Source organism: Streptomyces sp. NPDC053048, assembly GCF_044547045.1.
Taxonomy (GTDB): Bacteria; Actinomycetota; Actinomycetes; order Streptomycetales; family Streptomycetaceae; genus Streptomyces.
This window is the reverse complement of record NZ_JBITZS010000005.1, coordinates 285,815-304,543: the sequence shown is the minus strand read 5'-3', so window position 1 is coordinate 304,543 and position 18,729 is coordinate 285,815. Positions and strand designations below refer to the sequence as shown.

The following is an 18,729-nucleotide window of genomic DNA, read 5'->3' as shown; positions in this document are numbered from 1 at the left end:
GGCAGGTGCCCCCGGGCCCGCGGCGCGGTCTCACAGTGTTCCGCTCTGGCCTCCCGGACATCCACTCACGGGAGTGCACTGCAGAATTACCTGACACACACGGCTCCGGGCTTCGCCGCCACTGCTGTTTTTGACGAATCGCCATTGGGAAGGCCGGGTGTGCCCGGTGGTGGCGGCCTTCTCGACCTCGACGCGGAGCGTGCGCGCCGCGACGTCGTGGGTCTCGACCAGGACCTCGTCGGCGGCGACGGGGAAGTGGTCGTGCAGCAGACACAGCCCGAACCGGTCGAGGTTGCCGTGCTTCTCCAGCACGGCCACGAGGTCGCGGACGAACTGGCTGTCCTGGGGCCCCAGGCCCTCGGCTTCCTCGAACCGGGGAAGTGCCCGGCCGGAGTCGATCGTCTGGTCTGCCATGGTCCGCTCCTCAATGACGTGAGTGATGACATCAGAAGAGCAAAATATGCGGATATGGGCCTGTAATCCGGTATGGCGACCGGTTCCGGCGCGTCGCTCGGGCCTCAATGGTTGACCGTGCAACTGAACTTGGGGCCGCCCGAGGCGCTACTTCACGGACCGATCTCGAACTGCGGCGGCTTGAGGCCGCTGAGGCATCCGGTCTTCGGGGCGGTCGGATTGTCGAAGAACGAAGCGGTGATCTCCTGGGCGCACCGTGACGTGGCGAACACCACATGGGGCTCGTAGGGCACCGTGACGACCGTGGCGCGGCTCAGCGTACGGGCGACGTACGGGCCGTTGTCCGCTCCGGTCTGCGAGTCGAAGCCGCCCGACACGGCGAGGGTGGGGATGTCGCTCCGCGTGACGTCCCGGATCGAGGGCGGCGCCGCGGGGACGTTCCAGACGTGGCAGTCCTGACGAAGGAAGGCGAGCTGCGGAGCCTGGGCCAGCACCGAGCGCGGGAACGACGGGAACACGGCCCGCCCGCCCCGGATCGCCTCGGCCCGGCTCTCGTACGGCACCCACTCACTGCAGAAGACGCCGTAGACGAGCCCGTGGGCAACCCTGCCGAAGGCCTGGGGACTGAGCTTGCCGCCCGCCCACTGCTCGGCGATCCGCCGCGGATTGCCGTGGGCCAGCTCGTCGAGGGAGCGGGGCACACCCGGCGCCACGTGGGTGGCGGAGGTCATCCAGTTCACCAGGGCTCCACCGTCCAGCACGACCTTCACCGGCGTCGGATGGCCGGGGACCGTGACGGTGGTGGTGACCGGGCGCGCCTCGAGCTCACGGACGAGGCGCTCGAAGGTGGCGGACAGGTTCGGATAGCGGCTGTTGCACGCGGGCTGCTCCGCGCAGGCCTTGAACAGGCCGTCGAAGCCCTGCCGGGCGCTGCTCCAGGTCAGCGCCGATCCCGCCCTGGACGGCGGCAGGATGCCGTCGATGCCGACCGACCGTATCCCCTGGGGGTGCAGGCGCATGTGGATGAGCGCCAGGTGGGTGCCGTAGGAGATGCCGAACACGTTCCACTGGTCGATGCCCAGCGCGACACGCAGGTCCGCGTAGTCGGCCGCGCTCTCGGTGTCGTTGTAGGCGCCGAGGTCGACGCCGCGGCCCGCCAGCTGGTCGCGGCAGGCGCGCGTCGCCTCGACGTGCAGGCGCTCGGTGGACGGTGCGCCGTAGACGAGGCCGACCGCGCGTGCGTTGAACTCGTCGATGGTGCGGCAGGTGAGCGCCGGGTCGGCCGAGTACGTGCCCCGCTGGGACATGAAGATCACGTCCCGGTCGCGGTTCAGGCCGCCGTCGATCGCCATCTTCGCCTCTCCGACGGCATCGTCGCCGGGTCCGCCGGCGAGCCACACGATCGGGTCGGGTTTCGGTTGGGCGGCGGCCGCCGGCACGACGGCGACAGCGAGGGTGATCTGTCGGCCGTCGGGCTTGGCGCGGTTCTCGGGCACGGTGAGCGTTCCGCAGCGGGCCTTTGCGAGCACGGCTATGGGCTCCGGCGTCTTCGGACAGGGGCCCGGCGCGAAGCGGACATCGCCCACCTTCCGGGCGACTGTGCCGATCGCTGCTCTGGTGCTGGTGCCGTGTTCTGTGTGTGCGGGCGTTGTCGCGAGCAGGCCGGTGACGAGGAATCCGGTCGCCACGGCGGCCGGTGTGGCGTGGAGCCGGCGCACGGTACGGCGACGGCGGGGTGCGTGGTCGAGTCTCATCATGCCCTCCCGGTCACTTCGGGATGATCGTGAACGGTTTCGGGGTGAGACCGGCCACGCAAGCGGTGTCGGGCGCGGTCGGACGGGCGAGGAACGAGGCCAGCACCCGTTGCGCGCAGGGCGATTGCGGGACCACCCAGTGTCCGATTCCGGGGACCTGCACGGAGGTCGAGCGGGACAGCGTACGGGTCGCGGCCCGCGCCCAGCTCGCCCCGGTCTTCGTGTCGAACGTCCCGGAGACGGTGAGCGTCGGCACCGTGCTGACGGTGGCCACCCGCTGGACGGAGGTGCGGTCCGGTACGTTCCAGATGCGGCACACCTGGTGCTGGAACGGAAGCTGCGGAGCCTGGGCCAGGACCGTGTCGGGCCACCCGGGGAAGGCCCGGCGCCCCGCCTTCAGCACGTCGGACGGCGTGGAGCCCGGCACCCACTCGCTGCACGCCACCGACTCCGTCAGGCCGTGGGCGGTCTGGCCGACGACCTGGACCGAGCCGGCCGCGCGGGCCTGCGCGAAGCGCTCCGGACGTCCGTGGGCGAGCTCCTCGAGCGCCGCGGGAACGTCGGGGGCCGGAACGGCGTTGGCGACCAGCAGGTCCAGGAGTGCGCCCCCGTCGAGGACCACCTTCACCGCATCTCCTCCGCGTGGCGGCCGGGCGTTCAGCGTCAAGGGCTGTGCTTCCAGCCTGCGCACCTGTTCGGTGAGGGTGTGACGGAGGTTCGGGTAGCGGCTCCTGCAGCTCGGCTCGGCCGCGCATGCCCCGAGGAGGTTCTCGATGCCCTCCCGGGCGCTGCTCCAGGTCCACGGCAGGCTCGCGATCTGCGGAGGAGTGACCGAGTCGATCGCCACCGCGCGAATCCCCTGGGGGTGCCTGCGCAGGTAGGTGAGGGCCACGTCGCTGCCGTAGGAGTAGCCGTAGACGTTCCACTGGGGGATGCCCAGTGCCGTGCGCAGGTCGGCGAAGTCGGCGGCGTTCTCAGTGGTGTTGTAGGCGCTCAGGTCGATCCCGTCGGCCGCCAGGCGGTCCCGGCACTTCTTCACCGAGTCCAGCATGAGCCGTTCCGCCTGCGGCGAGGCGTAGCCGAGGCCCACGGACTGGGCGGAGAACCGGTCCAGCTCCGGGCAGGCGAGGTTCGGCCGGTCGTAGAGGTTGCCGCGCTGGGCCATGACGATCAGCGTGCGATCCCGGTTCAGGCCGGAGTCGACGAGGAAGGGAATGTCGTCGAACGTCTCGCCGCCGGGGCCGCCCGCCATGAACACCACCGGGTCCTCGGCGGGCTTCGCCGACGTGGCGGGGATGACCGCCGCGGCCAGCCGGATCGTCCGGCTGCCGGGGCGGGCGCGGTTCTCGGGGACTTCCAGGAAGCCGCACCGTGCGGTGCTCAGCGCGGCGATCGGCTCGGGCGTCTTCGGGCAGGGACCGGGCACGAACCGCGCCGGGGCCGTCGGGCCGGGCCCGGCGGTGCGGCTGTGCGGTGACGCGGCACCGCTCGGTATGGGGCCGAACGCCGACAAGGCCAGGGCGGCGGCCGTGGCAGCCACCGCATGTATGCCGTGCTTGGTCATGTGGTCCTGCTTCCTCCGCCGACACCTGCGGCGCTGCCCAGCCGGACAACGCCGCAGCGTTTTGGGACGGATCGTGGCGGTATGGACGATACCGGGGTGGGCCGGACGGGTGCACGCGGAGTGTGGGAGACGGGTGAACAGCTTCTGTAGACGGTAGGCCCCGCTCAGTACGGTCGGGCGGTGCCGCTGATGGAGTCGCTCACGACGCCATCAGCGGAACGGCTTTGTACGTCAGCTCGTGAGGACGACGAGTCGCTGGGTCGCGCGGGTCATCGCGACATAGCGGTCGACCGCTCCTTCGATGCCCTCGCCGAACGTCTGCGGATCGACGATGACGACCAGATCGAACTCCAGCCCCTTCGACAGTCCCGGTGTCAGCGACCGGACGCGCGATGTCGCCCGGAACGTGGGGTCGCCGATGACGCAGGCGATTCCGTCGGCATGTGCGGCCAGCCAGGTGTCGAGGACCGAGTCCAGATCCGCGACGGATCCGTGGACGACGGGGATCCCGCTGCTGCGGATGGACGTCGGCACATTGGCGTCCGGGAGCGCGGCACGGATGGCCGGCTCGGCTTCCGCCATGACCTCCTCCGGCGTGCGGTAGTTGACGGTCAGGGAGGCCACGGTGATCCGGTCGAGCCCGACCCGCTCGAGCCGTTCCCGCCACGACTCCGTGAACCCGTGCCGCGCCTGGGCGCGGTCACCGACGATGGTGAAGCTCCGGGACGGGCAGCGGAGCAGCAGCATCTGCCACTCGGCGTCGGTCAGTTCCTGGGCCTCGTCCACGATGATGTGCGCGAACGGGCCGGCGAGCAGATCCGGTGCGGTGCCGGGCAGCGCGCTCTCGTCGATCAGGGTGTCCTGCAGGTCCTGTCCGTGCAGCATCCCCACCGCGCCTTCGCTTTCGTCGATCAGGACGTTCTGCAGCAGACTGCCGATGGCGTCGGCCCTGCGCGCACGTTCGGCGGCGACAAAGGCCTCGTGCCGGCGCTTGCGTACGGACGCCTCCGGGTCGCCGAGCCGCTGCCGTGCCGCGTCCAGGAGCGGCAGGTCGGACACCGTCCAGGCCTGGGCGTCCTCGCGCTGAAGGGCGCGAACGTCATCGGGGCTGAGCCAGGGAGCGCACTTGCGCAGGTAGGCGGGCACCGTCCACAGATCTCCGACGAGGTCGTTCGCTTCGATCACCGGCCACGCACGGTTGAGGGTCCGGGCCAGTTCCCGGTCCCGCAGCAGCGACCTGCGGAGCAGCTCGGGCGGGGCTTCACTGTCGTCCTTGTCCATCAGGATCGTGATCAGTTCCTCTCGTAGCTGCTCGCGCGCCTCGTTGTGCGGAGTACCTGGTTCCACCGCTTCGAACGCCGCCGCCCAATCGTCGGCGCCCAGCCGGATGTCGGACCAGGGAGTGGTGATCGTCATCCCCTCGGTGGGCGGCTCCTCGTAGAACCTGACGGCCGTCTCGATCGCCTTCACCAGCTCCGCGGACGACTTCAGGCGGGCCACGTCCGGGTCGCTCTCGACCGCTGCCGCGGCTCCTTCGGCGACGAGGTCGCGCAGGGTGCAGGTCTGCACGCCCTCCTCGCCGAGACTGGGCAGGACGTCGGCGACGTACGCCAGGTAGGGCTGGTGCGGACCGACGAACAGCACGCCGCCCCGGCGGTGACCGAGGCGAGGGTCGGAGTGGAGGAGGTGGGCGGCGCGGTGCAGAGCGACGACGGTCTTGCCCGTACCCGGACCGCCGTCGACGACGAGTGCGCCGCGTGATCCCGCCCGGATGATGGCGTCCTGGTCGGCCTGGATGGTGGAGAGCACGTCGCGCATCCGGGCCGACCGGTTGCCGCCCAGGCTGGCGATGAACGCCGACTGGTCGTCGAGCGCGGCATGCCCCTCGAGCCCGTCGGCGGTGAACACCTCGTCCCAGTAGTCGCTGATCCGGCCGCGGGTCCAGCGGTACCTGCGGCGGCTCGTCAGGCCCATCGGGTTGGCGTGGGTCGCCGCGAAGAACGGCTCGGCCGCGGGGGAGCGCCAGTCGATCAGCAGCCGGCGGCCCGTGCTGTCGGTGAGGCCGAGGCGTCCGATGTACACGGGCTCGGGGTTGTCCGTGTTGTCCGTAGGGACGATGTGTCCCAGGCACAGGTCCAGACCGAAGCGGCGCAAGGTGCGCAGACGGCCGGTCAGTCGGTGGATCTCCGCGTCGCGGTCCATGGCCTCCCGGCCGATGCCGCCGGGTGCCCTGCGCGCGGCTTCGAGCCGGTCGGACAGTTCGGCGATCGCCTGCTCGAGGCTCTCCGCGATGGCCGCGAAGTGCTGTTCGTCGCCGGCTGTCAGCGCCGGGTCGGCCTTGGGGGAGAGATGGTCGGGCAGGTCGAACGCGCTGATGGTGACGGGGTTCGTGGTCAGGGGGTTCAACACATGCACCGCGTGAATCTCCAATTTCGGCAGGTTCTGAGCTCGGTCCGCGATTTTGACCCACGACCGGGGCCTTGCCGCAAGCCCCCCAGTGCGCTATAAGTTGAGAGTGGCGAGGAGTGGGTATTGCTCCTTGCCTTTCTCTTTGTCGTCATTGTCCGCTCCGGACGGACAAGCCCTCCACGTATCGACGGCGCCCCAAGAGCAGTGGTTTTCAAGGTGTCCGGCTACTCAAAGGGAAATGAGTACATGCGCTCTGTCCCGGGGCCGGGGCGCGGCGGGACGCTTCCGCCATGCGCAGCCACAGACCACTGAAGCTCATTCCCTCCCTGCTGCTGGTTCTCGTGCCGGTTGCGGCATGGGCCGCCTGGCTGGGCTGGGACCAGCGTCGTGACGTACACCCCGACGGCTCGGTGACCGGCCCGTACGAGGCCTGGCAGGTGGCCGGGCTGGTGCTGACGCTGCTGGCACCGGTGTACTGGGCGGCATCCCGGCGACACGTCGCGGGCGCCGTGCTCGGCACCACGGCGGGTCTGACCACCGCGGCCTGGTACGACTGGTCGGACGACGCCAGCGGCCTCTTCGCGATCGGCGTGGGCATGGTCATGACGGCAAGCCTCGTGGCGACCTACGCTCTCTCCACCCTGATCGCCTCCGTAACGAGCCCGCGTCCCGCACGACCTCAGCCCCGGATCTCCGGGCGGTAACAACCGCCGCCCACTTGGGCACCCGCCCGCCCCCGCCCCAGGCGGGGCAGGCTGCTGCGTGGCGTGGACGAGGAAGCGGCCACCGTATGGTTCGAAGGTGGCGGCGGCGCGGGTGCGCCACAGGCAGACCGCCGACCGGAAGCCGTGACCATCGGTCATCAACGCGGTGGCGGTGGGTGGGCGGAGGTGGTCTGCCGGAACAGCCCGCTCGTCTATCGAACATACAAGGCGGTCCTGCATCCTTGTTCGGTCGCGCCTCGGCCCGGGGCACTGATCAGGAGGAGTCACCATGCGCAGACGCATCGTGAGCCAAAGACTCGCCGCCGTCCTGGCCTGCGGGGTCGTTCTCGCCTCGGGAACGTCGACCGCGGAAGCGGCGTCATCGCCGGACAAGGCGGCAGCGGGTGGTACCAAGATCCGCAGTGAGTACCGGATGTTGTGGGCGGATGTGGAGAGCGCGTCCTTCGCCGACGGAGCCCGGGTCATTCAGTGGCCGGCCGACGACAGCCTGCCCAACCAGCGGTTCGACTTCCTCCGTCAGGCCGACGGCTCGTACCGGATTGTGGCGCGGCACAGCGGCAAGTGCCTGGATGTGTACGACGCCAGCCAGGCCGACGACGCACCCTTGATCCAGTGGTCCTGTAACGGGGACAGCAACCAGCGGTGGTGGCTGGAGGGTGTTGGGGGAGGGGCATTGCAGCTGAAGGCTGCACACAGCGGGAAGTGCGTGGAGGCGTCGTGGAGTGGCGCCGCAGGTGACCAACTTCGCCAGTACCCGTGCAACGGTGCGGTCAACCAGCGGTGGTCTCTCTGGTCGTGACCCGGCGCGTGGGATCATGTGAGGCCTCGATCCCTCAGGAGCCGCTGCCGGGCCCTCGCTCTGACGGGGCCCCGCAGCGGCCCTCCGTACCTCAGGGGCGCACCAGTACGCCCACCGTGCCGAAGGCGTAGGAACCCTTGTAGCGGTCGTCGCCCCGGAAAGTGGCGACGTAGCCATTGGTCAGCGTGCCCACGCTCGTCGTTCCGAGGCGGAGGGGGCCGGTGCAGGCAGCCTCGCCGTCGGTGTTCGTGTAGGCCCGGCAGATCTCGGCGCCCCCGGGCGTGGTGAAGTCCACGCGCTTGTCCGCCAGGGGAGTTCCGTTGTCGGCGTCGTACAGGAAGGCCCGCGCTCCGACGGAGGGCGGGAACACGTCGGCGCCTCCCTGCGTGGCTGTGATGCGCGTCCGATGACGCTCAGGGGCACCGTGCTCCCCGTGCGCCGAGGCCGTTTGCACAGCCGTCAGGACAGTGGCGGCGGTGAGAACCGCGATGCCGAACCAGGACCGTACGGACATGGAGTACTCCTTGGACCGAGCGAAAGCCGATGATCGGCTTCTCATACCGGTCGCTCAACGGCGAGAAGGGTCACGGGTTACGGTCGTCGTGAGCGCTGCCGGTCGCGCAGTTCGCGCCACTCGGGTCCGAGTACCGACCAGACCTCCATGTCGTGCCGGACGCCGTTCCACAGGTGGCTCTCGCGCAGGACTCCGTCCCTGGTCATCCCGAGCCGTTTGGCGACGTTGATGCTGGGAGTGTTGCTGGACGGGATGCGGCATTCCACACGGTGCACCTTCCGCTCGAAGACCACCCAGTCCAGACAGACCCGGGCCGCGCGGGTCATCAGGCCGCGCCCGGTGGCCGACGGCTCGAGCCAGCAGGCTGCTTCGCAATAGCCTCGTGCCACGTCCATGACCCTGAGGAAGATGCCACCGACGAGCACGCCCTCGAGCCAGATGCCGAAGACGCGGCCGGTGTCGGCCGCTGCCCTGTCGGCGTACAACTGAAGGAAGGCACGGGCCGAGGCGAGGTCCTCGGCGGCCGCTGCCAAGGCGATGTACCGCCCGATGTGTTCCCTGCCCCGCTCGACGTGCGCCAGGTACTCCTCGGCCTGCCACGGCTCCAGGGGACGCAACTCGGCACCGTCCACACCCAGAGTCGTCGCGAACATCCTCGCCCCTCGCGCCGCCGTCCCCGTTGCCCACCGGCCACCCAAGCGCGGCCTTCCGGCGTCGTACAGGGGTCATGCGCGCCGCTTCCGGCGCGCAGTCGCGTTCGAGGGCGCGTGTTTCTGCCGCGCTCCAATTGACCGTTCGAGGAATAACCGCTCGTGTTCACATACGGCTAGCTTGCTGAGGACGCCCGGTCGAGCCTAGGCCCCGCACTCTCCTGTGCTGTGTGGAGCGCGTGCCGCCCGGCGGGGCGAGCGCCGTGCGTACGGGGGAGGGCTCGATGACCGCGGATCAGGATGCTCGCGTTCTGGAGTTGGCTCGCGAGGCGATACAGGAGATTGCGCCTGAGGAGCTCCTGGTGTTCGACACCGTGGGCGAGGCGTTACTACGGCAGGCTCCGCGGCGTGGTCGTCGGCGCCGGGACGGTCCGCTGGGTTTCGGCCTGCCGGAGGTGACGACGCTGATAACCCCGGTTGCGCTGTTCGTGGCGCAGGCTGTGGTGGCGCGTCTGGCGGAGCATGCCGGTGACAGTCTGTTGATGACGTGCAGACGGCGGTTCCGGAGGCTCTGGCGGCGGCCGCGCCCGGGGCGGCAGAGGCTGGACGGTGGCTCGAATGCCGCCCTCGTGGAACTCTCGCCCGAGCTCCGTGCGTCGCTGCATGCGCTGGCCCGGGGCAAGGCCCGCGAGCTGGGGCTGGAAGAGGCGAAGGCTCAGCGCCTGGTCGAGGCGCTGCTACGAGCCTTGCCGGGCGGCGAGTAGCAGTGGAGCGCGGTGCCGCCCAGGACGGGCCGTGCACATCCCAGGAGCTCACCGCGCGTGGGCTGCCGAGCGGGACGACCATGGCCTTTGCTGTGCTGGTCCTGCTGGCCGTCGGTACCACCGCCATGCTGTCCTCGGGCCTTTGGGGCATGCTCCCGGGCAATGCGGAGCGTCTTTACCGCTGCGTGCCGCAGGACATGCCGACATCGCCCCACACATGGGGGCTGTCCGACCTGGGGCGGGCGAGCGAGACACCGGCCATGCCGGACTGTCTTGCCACTGCCGCCAGGTCAGCGGCCCTCACGATGATCCTGCCGTGCGCGGTCCTCGCCGTCCTTGCCGCTGTCCTCTTCTGGACGCAGACGTGGTACGCGCTCCGGCGGCTGGTCCCCCTCGAAGGCCGCAATCCGCCGGGAGAGCTCGACGCCGAGTTGCGCAGGCTGGTCACGCTGGCCGGACCTGCCGGATTTGAGCGCTCCCCGGTTTTCCTGATCGACACCCGGGGCCGGCTCGCGGGCGCCCGCGTCATCGGCCGGCTGCGGCGCCATTATGTGTGCCTGGACGCGGGCCTCCTTCTCCTGTTCACCACAGACCGGCGGGCCTTCAGAGCCATCGTGCTCCACGAACTGGCCCACCTGCGCAACGGTGACGTGCCCGTCACCTACCTGACCATCGCGGTGTGGCGAGCCTTCGTCCTTGTCCTCCTGGGCTTCGCAATTGTGGTCACCTGGCTGGGGCCGTGGCGGGAAGAGAACGTGCCGCGCGTCAGTGAAGAACTCTCCATCGCCGACCTCGGCCTCATGCTGAACGCAGGGTCGCGGGTCGCCGCCCTGTCAGCGGTCATCCTTCTGGCCCGTAACGCTGTTCTGCGGGTCCGGGAACTGTACGCCGACGCGCAGGCGGCCCGGTGGAACACCGAAGGGGACCTCACGCCTCTGTTCGGCGCGTCCGCGTCGTCACGCCGTTGGAGCTGGGCCGCACCGCACCCGCATCCTGACCAGCGTCTACGAGCGATGCGCGAGCCGAGGACCCTGCTGCGGCCGTCGTACTGGATGGCCGCTACCACGGGCATGGCCATCGCTCTCCTGTTCCGGCACCTCGTCCTTCCCGCGTTCCTTTTCCTGGCCGGGCACCACCTCCTCTATGTGGCGCTGACTACGGGGCTGTTCGGACTGGCCGTGGGCTTTCCTCTGGCGATCCTCGGATGGCGCGCGCGGATCCTCGCCGGACCCGCATCCCCCTTGTCGGCGCACGTGCTGCCCGCGGCCTCTTGTCTCGCGGCAGGCATGGCCGCCGGTCACCTCATGGACTTCTCATCGCTCGGCGTACCGTCGGAAGGGGCTGTTCGCACCACAGCCATCGCCTCCTTCTCCCTGGCGTGCGTCATCGTTCTCGTGGCGGGCTGGGTAGCCGGAATCGCGCGGTCATGGACGCCCACAAGCCCACGGCTCTCACCGCTGTACGCCGTGTGGGCCACCGCGGCAGCGGCCGGCCTGCTGATCACCACCTATGCCGGATGGTGGGCACGAGCCTCGTGGCCAGTCCTCCTGACGGCGACGGAGGAAGTCGCCACCGTTGTGGCGCGCTTCGTGCAGTCAACGGGTGGTCAGCTCACGGACGACATCACGCTCCTCGTGGCGTACGCGCCGCAGGGCGAGCTGGTCGCCTTCCCGTGGGCCGTTCAGGTGTGCGCTGTCCTGTCCTGGCTGCTACCGCTGGTCCTCGCTCGTTCCTGGCTCAGGGGGAGTGGCGGACGCACCGCCCTGCGCGGCGCGCTGGTACGTGCACTGGTGGGTGCGGCCGGTGCGCTGGCCGTCCTCCTCGCGCTGCGGATCTCAGCCCCCGCAGCCGCGGACAGCCAGGCCGGGCTGATTGCGCTCTTCCACGCTCGGGAGGCAACGGCCGTGCTCGTGATCCAGGGGGCCATCAGCGCGGTCGTCGTTGCCTCGGCCCGTCCGCACGCGGTCGCGGTCGGGCTGTTCGCAGGCCACATCACCGGCCTCATGGCCGCCGGTCTGATCACTTTGACCTCTGGCCCATTGAACTGCCTGGCTGCCGCGGCTGCTCCAGCCGGCGTCTGCCGGTTCCTGCCCGACGGGGCGTCGGCGGGCGTCGCGGCAGGTGCGCTCGGCCACGGTGTGATCGCCCCGGCGCTCGGCGTCCTGGCCGGAATCGCAGTGGTGGGCCTACGGTCCGCGGCACGACGTCGGTCCCTGCGTTCACCGGCCCGCGGGCGATATCGATCGCGCATCGCAGCGGGGGCAGCTGCAGCGGTTGCCTGCACGATGTTCACAGTCTGGCCGACGCCCAAGAGCGCTCCGGCATCAGCGAAGGACAGGATTCCGGCTCGGCAGCCGACAGACTGGATCCTGACGGACTTCAGCGCGCCACTGGCCCGCTTGCACGCCACTGAGCTCGACGTCTCCCGACTGGCACCGTTCCTCCGGGCAGTCGGCGGGCGGGCGGAACTGCTGGCGGTGTGCTCACTGATCGACAGCGTGGCCCGCGCCGCCGACCAGGTGCCCACCATGCCGTGGGAGCACGGCGGGAGCCAGTGGTCGACGGGGGTCGCCTTCGTCCGCTGGGCGGCTGTCGACTGCGTGGCCAGGGTGACCACCCACGGCACCCTTCCACCACAGGCAATGATCGAACTGCACAAGGGCGAATGGCTGTTCATAGAGGCCAAGTGGAGAATGGCCGATGCCTTGAGCGTTAGCAGTCGACTCGGCGCGTCCTCGTTCCACTCGAAGAAGACGCGGCTGTGCGGCTCGACGCCCTTGGCCTTCAGGGCCCGGTGCGGCTGTTCGTGGCGAGGCGGCGTTCGAGAGGGGTGCGGTAGCAAGGGGTGACGCGGGCGCCGTCGAGGAAGGCGGTCAGGCGGGTGATCTCTTGGCGTATCGCGGTGCGGGCCTGGTGGCCGGGGTCGGTGAGGAGGTGGTGGTTGATGTGGCCGTCGGAGTGCTGGGCCCAGGCGCCGATGATGCGGCCGTTCCACCAGATGGTGGGGCCGATGTTGCCGTTGCGGTCGAAGAGGGCTTTGGTGTGGTCCGGGTCGAGGTAGAAGCCGCGGTGGCGCCAGCCCATGGCGGTCGGGTCGAGGCTGGGCAGCAGGGCGGCCGCGGGCTCGGTGGTGTCGGGGAGGGCGTCGAGGTCTTCGGGCAGGAGGTAGCCGGTGCCTTCGTCGAGTTCGACGGCCTGGGCGCCGGTGGCGGCGATGGCCTTGCGGGTGTCGGTGAGGTTCCAGCCGGTCCACCACTTCAGGTCGTCCACGGTGATCGGGCCGAACGTCCTGAGGTAGTGGCGGGCGAGCGTGGTCATCGCGTCCACCGCGGGAATGCGGGGCAGGGGCCGGGCCGGTGCCCAGTGGAACTGTGCCGAGGTCCACGATCCGGCGGGCCGGGACCGCCGTATGCGGCCCTCGGCGGCGAGCACGCCGAGGAGCGGTGTACTGACACGCTGCCGGGACTCGTACGGCTTGCCCGGGAAGGTGACGATCTGCTCGCGCAGATCGGGTACGTCGGCGGCCAGTTGGGCGGCGGTGGCCCGTCCGCGCCCGGTGAGGGCGTCCAAGGTGGCCTGTTCGACGGCCTGGTAGCGGTGCTCGTCCCAGCCGAGGGCCCGACGCAGGTGTGCGAGGGTCTCGGTGCGGTGGCGGTGGGTGTCGCGTACGGTCGCGGACCGCACGGCCGGGGCCAGGCGGGCGGGGACGACGAACATGGTGCGGCGCATGCACCGGATGCGTTCCAGCACCGGTACGCCGGCCGGGGCGTCGTACAGGGAGTGGTCGATGGCGGCGGCGGTCGGCTGGTGCATGCGGGCCGCGGCGGCGAGGAAGACGGTGGCGGGGTCGGTGGCGTGCAGGCCGGTCAGTGCATCCGCCACCGCCTCGGCCGTCTTCTCCCGCACGGAGGGCGCGAGGAGATGACGACGTACGAGGCGGGCGCGGCGCTGAGCGGCGGTGATGCGAGGCAGGACGGTCATTCCAGAGGGGGGTGGGGGTCAGCGGGTGCCGTGGATACAGAAGGGCTGGCCCGAGGGGTCGAGCAGGACGGTCCAGTGCTTGCCGCCGGGCTGGTGGCCGGGCTTGGTGGCGCCCATCTCCAGCAGCTGCTTCTCCGCTGCCTGGACGTCGGTGAAGGTGAAGTCCATGTGGAAGGGCAGGTCCTCCTCGGGCCAGGTGGGGGCCTGGTAGGAGGGCGAGGTGTAGAAGAGGTACATCGCCCCGTTCACGTGGAAGGCGAAGGCGGCGTCGTCGCCGTTCTCGTCGGGGTAGGTCCGGGAGACCTTGGTGCCGAGTGCGGTGGCGTAGAAGTCGGCCAGCTCTCGGCCGTCCTTCGCCCACATGGCGTGGCACATGATCTTCCCGGCCAGGGTGCCGTTGGCCTGCGTCGTCATGGTCAGCGCACCACCTTGATGCCGAAGTGCGTGCCGAAGCCGAGGGCGAAGCCGATGGCCGAGTGCATGTGCGCGTACATCTCCATGCCGCGGGCGCAGACGAGGGGGCCGAGGTCGAGGACGTCGGCCCAGCCGTAGGACTTCAGCAGGTCGATGGCCTGCTGTCTGGCGTCCGCGTCCTCGCCGGCGACGAACATGGTGTGGTCGCCGTTGCCGACGGCCTTCGGATTCACGACGGTGGCCTGCTCCTGCGTCACGAAGGACTTCACGACCTTGGTGCGCGGCAGGGCGCGCTGGATCCGCTCGCCGAGGCTGTCGACGTCGCACGGGTCGAGCTTCGGCATGGTCCCCCACGGGGTGGGCCAGGGGTGCTCTACGTCCGGGTTGTAGATGTACGGGACGGCGTAGTCGATGAGCGTCTTGCCGGCCAGCTGGTCGGCGATGGCGGTCAGGGCTGTGACGGCGCTGTGGCCGTCGATGCCGTTGATCACCAGGCCGTCGGAGGCGGCCGCGGCGTCACCGAACGTGTGCAGGGTGATGCCGGGGTGCTCGGCGAGGAAGGCCTTGAAGGGCTCGGTGCCCATCATGTCGGGCTCGGTGCGGGCCAGGGTGGCCTCGGGGTCGCGGGTGCCGACGTGGACCTCGTGACCGAGTTCGGCGAGCTTGGCGATGTGGGCGCGGGCACCGCCACCGGTACCGAGAACAGCAATTTTCATGGGGAACCTCCCGTTTTGCTCCGTGCGGACAGGTCCACGATAGGAGGCATTCAGGACAGGGTCTGTCCTTTGAGCGCGTCATCATGGAATTCATGACGAGCGACATGACCGCCCGCATGCTGCGGCTGCTGTCCCTGCTGCAGACCCGCCGGGAATGGTCCGGCGCCGACCTCGCCGAACGGCTCGACGTGACCGTGCGTACTGTCCGCCGTGACATCGACCGGCTGCGCGAGCTGGGCTACCCGGTCGACAGCGCCCGCGGCCACGCCGGCGGCTACCGCCTCACCTCCGGCACCGACCTGCCGCCCCTCCTCCTCGACGACGACGAAGCCGTCGCCATCGCCGTCGCCCTGCGTACCGCCGCCGGCGGCCTGACCGGCATCGAGGAAACCGCCCTGCGCGCCCTGGCAAAACTCGAGCAGGTCCTGCCCCGCCGCCTGCGCGGCCAGGTCACCGCCCTGCAGACCTCCCTGGCCGGCATCACCTGGGAGGAGCGGCGGCCGCGTGCCGACCCCGCCCTCCTCGCGGTCCTCGCCGTCGCCTGCCGCGACCACGAGATCATCACCTTCGACTACACCACCCGCCACGGCACCGCCACCCGGCGCCGCGTCGAGCCCTGCCATCTGGTCGACTCCGGCGGACTGTGGTACCTCCTCGCCCACGACATCGACAAGAACGACTGGCGCCTGTTCCGCCTCGACCGCACCACCGGCGCCACACCCACCGGCCGGCGCGTCCCGCCCCGGCCGGTGCCCGGCGACGACCCCGCCGCCTTCGTCGCCGGCCGTCTGTCCGCCGCCCCCACCCGCTACCGCGCCGTCGCCACCGTCCACGCCCCCGCCGAACGAATCCGCGCCCGCACCCGCGGCCTGGCCACCCGCCTGAAACCCATCGACGACCACACCTGCCGTGTCGACGCCTCCGACGACTATCTGCCCCGCATCGCCCAGACCCTCGCCGGCCTCGACGCCGACTACACCCTCGACGCCGACCCCGAGGTCATCGACCACCTCCGCCACGCCGCCCACCGCACCCTGCACGCGACGAACGGTCCCCTCACCGACCCGGACGGCCGGCCGCCCGACGGGCGATGACAGCCAGGCACCCCCAACCCGGCCGACGACGGGGACGGGCGCGCCACAGTGCTCCGAACGGTGCCGACCGCGGTCAGCCCGCGGAGGTGACGGCTGTCTTCCTGCGGGCGCGGTACGCGGCGGCCTTGATCTTGTTGCCGCAGGACTCCATGCCGCACCACTGGCGTCGTGTGCCGCGCGAGCGGTCGATGTAGATGCGGGTGCACTCGGGGTTGCCGCACTCCTTGAGGAGAGGGACGTCCGGGCCGCTCAGCAGCTCCACCGCGTGCCGGGCGACGGCGGACAGCGCTTCGCGCTGCGTCGCCGCCGTCCAGCGGCCGGAGTGGGTCAGCTGCGGCGCCGCGGGAGCCCTGCGAGCCGCGTCGTTGACCACGGCCAGCGCCTCGTCGTCGAAGGCCGAGCCGAGACGCCGGGCCGTGACCAGCTGGTAGACGGCCTCCCGTACGGTCGTTGCCCGCTCCACGTCGGCCTGCCGGGCGGGCGAGACGGAATCGACGAGGCCGGACTCCACGTACCACGCGTCCAGGCGGCCCGGTGCCGCGAACATCTCGAATCGTGCCGTGCGGCGTGCCCGGAGCGTGGCCGCGAAGTCCAGGGCCGGATTGCCGCACACAAAGACATGATCCAGGTTCACGTCACCATCCTGACGGGTGACCATGGCGCCCGCAAGGATCGTCGGTCGTCACCGTGGGGCCCTGGGCCCGCCCTCCGCTCAGGCGTGCGGCGCCCCCGTCTCCCTCAGCTCGCCGTCGGCAACCCGCAGCCACCGTTCGACACCGATCCGTTCGAGGAAGCGCTCGTCGTGGCTGACCACCACGAACGCGCCGCGGTAGCACGCCAGGGCGCTCTCCAGCTGTCCCGCGCCGACGAGGTCGAGGTTGTTCGTCGGCTCGTCCAACAGCAGCAGCTGCGGCGCCGGTTCGGCGCACAGGACGCAGGCGAGCGTGGCGCGCAGGCGTTCGCCGCCGGAGAGAACGCGTACGGGCAGGTGCGCTCGGGGGCCGCGGAACAAGAAGCGCGCGAGCAGGTTCATCCGCTCCGCCTCCGGCCGGTGCGGGGCGAACACCGCGAAGTTCTCGGCCACGGTGCGGTCGGGCTCGAGCAGATCCAGGCGCTGCGACAGCGAGGCGATCCGCCCGTCGGCACGCTTGATGTTCCCGCTGTCCAGGGCGAGCTCACCGGCGAGCAGCCGCAACAGGGTGGTCTTGCCCGCGCCGTTGGGTCCGGTGAGCGCGATGCGTTCGGGCCCGCGGATCGTGAGGTCGACGCCGTTCCCCGCGAACAGGTCCCGCTCGCCGTGGCGGACCTGCATCCGCTCGCCCAGGATGACGGTGCGCCCGGCGGGGACGTCGGTATCGGGCAGCTCCAGGACGAGCCGCTGTTCGTCCCGCAGGGCGCGTCCCGCTTCGTCGAGCCGGGCCTGCGCCTCGTGGACCCGGGTGGCGTGCGTCTGACCCGCCCGGCCGGCGGACTCCTGGGCGCCGCGCTTCATGTTCCCGGCGAAGATGCGCGGCAGGCCGGCGTTCTTGAGGTTACGGGCGGCGTTGCTCGCGCGGCGCTCGGCCCGTTCGCGGGCCTGCTGCATCTCGCGCTTCTCCCGCTTCAGCTCCTGTTCGGCGTTGCGTACGTTCTTCTCCGCGACGTCCTGCTCGGCCCGCACGGCCTGCTCGTAGTGGGTGAAGTTGCCCCCGTGCAGGCGGAGTTCACCGCGGTCGAGTTCAGCGATGCGCTCCATGCGGTCCAGCAGGGCACGGTCGTGGCTGACGAGCAGCAGGCTTCCGTTCCACTCCGAGAGCACGTCGTAGAGCTTGTGGCGGGCTTCGAGGTCGAGGTTGTTGGTCGGTTCGTCCAGCAGCAGCACGTCGGGACGCTTGAGCAGCTGCGCTGCCAGACCGAGGCTGACGATCTGGCCGCCGCTGAGCGTGCCCAGGGTTCGGTCGAGGGCGAGATGGTCGAGGCCGAGCCGGTCGAGTTGGGAGCGGGTGCGCTCTTCGATGTCCCAGTCGTCGCCGATGGTCGCGAAGTGCTCCTCACTCACGTCGCCGGACTCGACGGCGTCGATGGCGCGGATCACCGCGTCGACGCCCAGCACCTCGGCCACCGTCGGTTCGCCGGTCAAGGGGAGGGTCTGCGGGAGATGGCCGATCGTGCCGTTGATGGTCAACGACCCTGCTGTGGGGTGCAGTTCACCGGCGATCAGCTTCAACAAGGTGCTCTTTCCGGAGCCGTTGGGCGCCACAAGGCCCGTACGGCCGGCACCGATGGTGAAGGACAAGCCCTCGAAGACCGGGGTGTCGTCGGGCCAGGAGAAGGTCAGCTGGGAGCAGGTGACGGAAGCATCGGACATGGGGATGACCTCACGAGGAAAGAGGGCAGAGCACTCCGTGGGGGAAAGCCGCTGTACGGGAATCCGCCGTGCGAAGGACGCTGCGCCTGAGACAGGGAAAAGGGGGCGACGAAATGACCACAACGACGGCACTGTCAAAGGTGCGCCTGCCGATGGCCGATCGGATCCGGGTATCACCCGGAGATGTCGTCGTCACCCGCCATGTCTGAACTCCTCTATGAAAGATCACTGACGGGCCTACCTTACCAGGCTCCGAACGTGCGGCCGTACGAAGGGCTTTCCTCCGCCGCCGCAGCCGACGTGAAGGCCTGCGGCCTGCCGGCCCGCGCGGCGGAGGAAGGCGCGCTTCAGAGGGCCAGGTCCCACGCCAGGCAGGGGAGGAGGTTCCTCGTTCCTTCGGGGTTGTAGGTGTCCCGCTCCGGATCCCTCGGCGAGGCCGCCTTCACCTCGACCATGTCCTCGTAGGCGATCCGCTCGGGCAGAGCGCCGAACCGCGCATGGCGTGCTGCCGAGTCGCTGTCCTGTGTGCTGCGTTCCCGCATCGTCGTCCTCCCGCTCGCTCGGTTGCGTCGTGCATGGCGTGT

17 protein-coding genes are annotated in these 18,729 nt (G+C 70.3%); 5 read left to right on the top strand and 12 right to left on the bottom strand.

Features of this window, described 5'->3' with window-relative positions:
• Positions 1-30: 30 nt before the first annotated feature.
• From ACIG36_RS15340 to helR, 4 genes are all read right to left on the bottom strand, one after another.
• Positions 31-414 carry a hypothetical protein gene (locus ACIG36_RS15340; protein WP_399926990.1) on the bottom strand — a complete coding sequence of 128 codons (384 nt, stop codon included), beginning with the start codon at positions 412-414 and terminating at the stop codon, positions 31-33.
• A gap of 152 nt (positions 415-566) precedes the next feature.
• Positions 567-2,168 carry an alpha/beta fold hydrolase gene (locus ACIG36_RS15335; protein WP_399926988.1) on the bottom strand — a complete coding sequence of 534 codons (1,602 nt, stop codon included), beginning with the start codon at positions 2,166-2,168 and terminating at the stop codon, positions 567-569.
• 13 nt (positions 2,169-2,181) lie between these two features.
• Positions 2,182-3,732 carry an alpha/beta fold hydrolase gene (locus tag ACIG36_RS15330; protein WP_399926986.1) on the bottom strand — a complete coding sequence of 517 codons (1,551 nt, stop codon included), beginning with the start codon at positions 3,730-3,732 and terminating at the stop codon, positions 2,182-2,184.
• 231 nt (positions 3,733-3,963) lie between these two features.
• On the bottom strand, positions 3,964-6,138 hold the full coding sequence (helR, locus tag ACIG36_RS15325; RefSeq protein ID WP_399926984.1) for an RNA polymerase recycling motor ATPase HelR: 2,175 nt from the start codon (positions 6,136-6,138) through the stop codon (positions 3,964-3,966).
• A gap of 293 nt (positions 6,139-6,431) precedes the next feature.
• Here helR and ACIG36_RS15320 point away from each other — a divergent pair, with 293 nt between their 5' ends.
• Entirely contained in the window at positions 6,432-6,845 is a 414-nt protein-coding gene (locus ACIG36_RS15320; RefSeq protein ID WP_399926982.1) for a hypothetical protein, read from the top strand.
• A gap of 289 nt (positions 6,846-7,134) precedes the next feature.
• Positions 7,135-7,665, top strand: a complete 531-nt coding sequence (locus ACIG36_RS15315; RefSeq protein WP_399926980.1) for an RICIN domain-containing protein — start codon at positions 7,135-7,137, stop codon at positions 7,663-7,665.
• A gap of 91 nt (positions 7,666-7,756) precedes the next feature.
• On the opposite strand, the gene ACIG36_RS15310 is transcribed toward ACIG36_RS15315, so the two are convergent.
• Positions 7,757-8,179 carry a hypothetical protein gene (locus ACIG36_RS15310; RefSeq protein WP_399926978.1) on the bottom strand — a complete coding sequence of 141 codons (423 nt, stop codon included), beginning with the start codon at positions 8,177-8,179 and terminating at the stop codon, positions 7,757-7,759.
• Positions 8,180-8,256: 77 nt separating this feature from the next.
• Positions 8,257-8,832, bottom strand: a complete 576-nt coding sequence (locus ACIG36_RS15305) for a GNAT family N-acetyltransferase (protein ID WP_399926976.1) — start codon at positions 8,830-8,832, stop codon at positions 8,257-8,259.
• Positions 8,833-9,113: 281 nt separating this feature from the next.
• On the opposite strand from ACIG36_RS15305, the gene ACIG36_RS15300 reads away from it, so the two are divergent.
• The gene (locus tag ACIG36_RS15300; protein WP_399926975.1) at positions 9,114-9,593 is read left to right on the top strand and encodes a hypothetical protein; all 480 of its coding nucleotides are present in this window, start codon (positions 9,114-9,116) and stop codon (positions 9,591-9,593) included.
• 80 nt (positions 9,594-9,673) lie between these two features.
• Positions 9,674-12,442 carry a M48 family metalloprotease gene (locus tag ACIG36_RS15295; RefSeq protein ID WP_399926973.1) on the top strand — a complete coding sequence of 923 codons (2,769 nt, stop codon included), beginning with the start codon at positions 9,674-9,676 and terminating at the stop codon, positions 12,440-12,442.
• Here the strand turns inward: ACIG36_RS15295 and ACIG36_RS15290 are convergent.
• Genes ACIG36_RS15290 through ACIG36_RS15280 form a run of 3 tightly spaced genes read right to left on the bottom strand, consistent with a single transcriptional unit; the run spans position 12,378 to position 14,704 of the window.
• Positions 12,378-13,574 carry a winged helix DNA-binding domain-containing protein gene (locus tag ACIG36_RS15290; protein WP_399926971.1) on the bottom strand — a complete coding sequence of 399 codons (1,197 nt, stop codon included), beginning with the start codon at positions 13,572-13,574 and terminating at the stop codon, positions 12,378-12,380. The genes ACIG36_RS15295 and ACIG36_RS15290 overlap by 65 nt on opposite strands.
• Positions 13,575-13,592: 18 nt before the next feature.
• Positions 13,593-13,988, bottom strand: coding sequence for a VOC family protein (locus ACIG36_RS15285; RefSeq protein ID WP_399926969.1), 396 nt, complete (start codon positions 13,986-13,988; stop codon positions 13,593-13,595).
• A gap of 2 nt (positions 13,989-13,990) precedes the next feature.
• Positions 13,991-14,704 carry an NADPH-dependent F420 reductase gene (locus ACIG36_RS15280; protein WP_399926967.1) on the bottom strand — a complete coding sequence of 238 codons (714 nt, stop codon included), beginning with the start codon at positions 14,702-14,704 and terminating at the stop codon, positions 13,991-13,993.
• Positions 14,705-14,796: 92 nt separating this feature from the next.
• On the opposite strand from ACIG36_RS15280, the gene ACIG36_RS15275 reads away from it, so the two are divergent.
• Positions 14,797-15,798: a helix-turn-helix transcriptional regulator gene (locus ACIG36_RS15275; protein ID WP_399926965.1), complete on the top strand. Its 1,002-nt coding sequence runs from the start codon at positions 14,797-14,799 to the stop codon at positions 15,796-15,798.
• A 73-nt stretch (positions 15,799-15,871) separates the two neighbouring features.
• Here the strand turns inward: ACIG36_RS15275 and ACIG36_RS15270 are convergent, their stop codons facing one another.
• The 3 genes from ACIG36_RS15270 to ACIG36_RS15260 form a co-directional block, all read right to left on the bottom strand.
• A complete protein-coding gene (locus tag ACIG36_RS15270; protein ID WP_399926963.1) occupies positions 15,872-16,432 on the bottom strand; it encodes a CGNR zinc finger domain-containing protein in 561 nt (186 codons plus the stop codon).
• Positions 16,433-16,510: 78 nt separating this feature from the next.
• Entirely contained in the window at positions 16,511-18,145 is a 1,635-nt protein-coding gene (abc-f, locus tag ACIG36_RS15265) for a ribosomal protection-like ABC-F family protein (RefSeq protein ID WP_399926961.1), read from the bottom strand.
• Positions 18,146-18,492: 347 nt separating this feature from the next.
• Positions 18,493-18,687 carry a hypothetical protein gene (locus ACIG36_RS15260; RefSeq protein WP_399926959.1) on the bottom strand — a complete coding sequence of 65 codons (195 nt, stop codon included), beginning with the start codon at positions 18,685-18,687 and terminating at the stop codon, positions 18,493-18,495.
• Positions 18,688-18,729: the final 42 nt, after the last annotated feature.

Excerpts from the sequence above, each read along its gene's own strand:
- ACIG36_RS15290 (WP_399926971.1), bottom strand. The coding sequence starts at position 13,574 with ATGACCGTCCTGCCTCGCATCACCGCCGCTCAGCGCCGCGCCCGCCTC.
- ACIG36_RS15260 (WP_399926959.1), bottom strand. The coding sequence starts at position 18,687 with ATGCGGGAACGCAGCACACAGGACAGCGACTCGGCAGCACGCCATGCG.
- abc-f (WP_399926961.1), bottom strand. The coding sequence starts at position 18,145 with ATGTCCGATGCTTCCGTCACCTGCTCCCAGCTGACCTTCTCCTGGCCC.
- ACIG36_RS15315 (WP_399926980.1), top strand. The coding sequence starts at position 7,135 with ATGCGCAGACGCATCGTGAGCCAAAGACTCGCCGCCGTCCTGGCCTGC.
- ACIG36_RS15320 (WP_399926982.1), top strand. The coding sequence starts at position 6,432 with ATGCGCAGCCACAGACCACTGAAGCTCATTCCCTCCCTGCTGCTGGTT.
- ACIG36_RS15275 (WP_399926965.1), top strand. The coding sequence starts at position 14,797 with ATGACGAGCGACATGACCGCCCGCATGCTGCGGCTGCTGTCCCTGCTG.
- ACIG36_RS15335 (WP_399926988.1), bottom strand. The coding sequence starts at position 2,168 with ATGAGACTCGACCACGCACCCCGCCGTCGCCGTACCGTGCGCCGGCTC.
- ACIG36_RS15330 (WP_399926986.1), bottom strand. The coding sequence starts at position 3,732 with ATGACCAAGCACGGCATACATGCGGTGGCTGCCACGGCCGCCGCCCTG.
- ACIG36_RS15305 (WP_399926976.1), bottom strand. The coding sequence starts at position 8,832 with ATGTTCGCGACGACTCTGGGTGTGGACGGTGCCGAGTTGCGTCCCCTG.
- ACIG36_RS15295 (WP_399926973.1), top strand. The coding sequence starts at position 9,674 with ATGGCCTTTGCTGTGCTGGTCCTGCTGGCCGTCGGTACCACCGCCATG.
- ACIG36_RS15285 (WP_399926969.1), bottom strand. The coding sequence starts at position 13,988 with ATGACGACGCAGGCCAACGGCACCCTGGCCGGGAAGATCATGTGCCAC.
- ACIG36_RS15310 (WP_399926978.1), bottom strand. The coding sequence starts at position 8,179 with ATGTCCGTACGGTCCTGGTTCGGCATCGCGGTTCTCACCGCCGCCACT.
- ACIG36_RS15300 (WP_399926975.1), top strand. The coding sequence starts at position 9,114 with ATGACCGCGGATCAGGATGCTCGCGTTCTGGAGTTGGCTCGCGAGGCG.
- ACIG36_RS15280 (WP_399926967.1), bottom strand. The coding sequence starts at position 14,704 with ATGAAAATTGCTGTTCTCGGTACCGGTGGCGGTGCCCGCGCCCACATC.
- ACIG36_RS15340 (WP_399926990.1), bottom strand. The coding sequence starts at position 414 with ATGGCAGACCAGACGATCGACTCCGGCCGGGCACTTCCCCGGTTCGAG.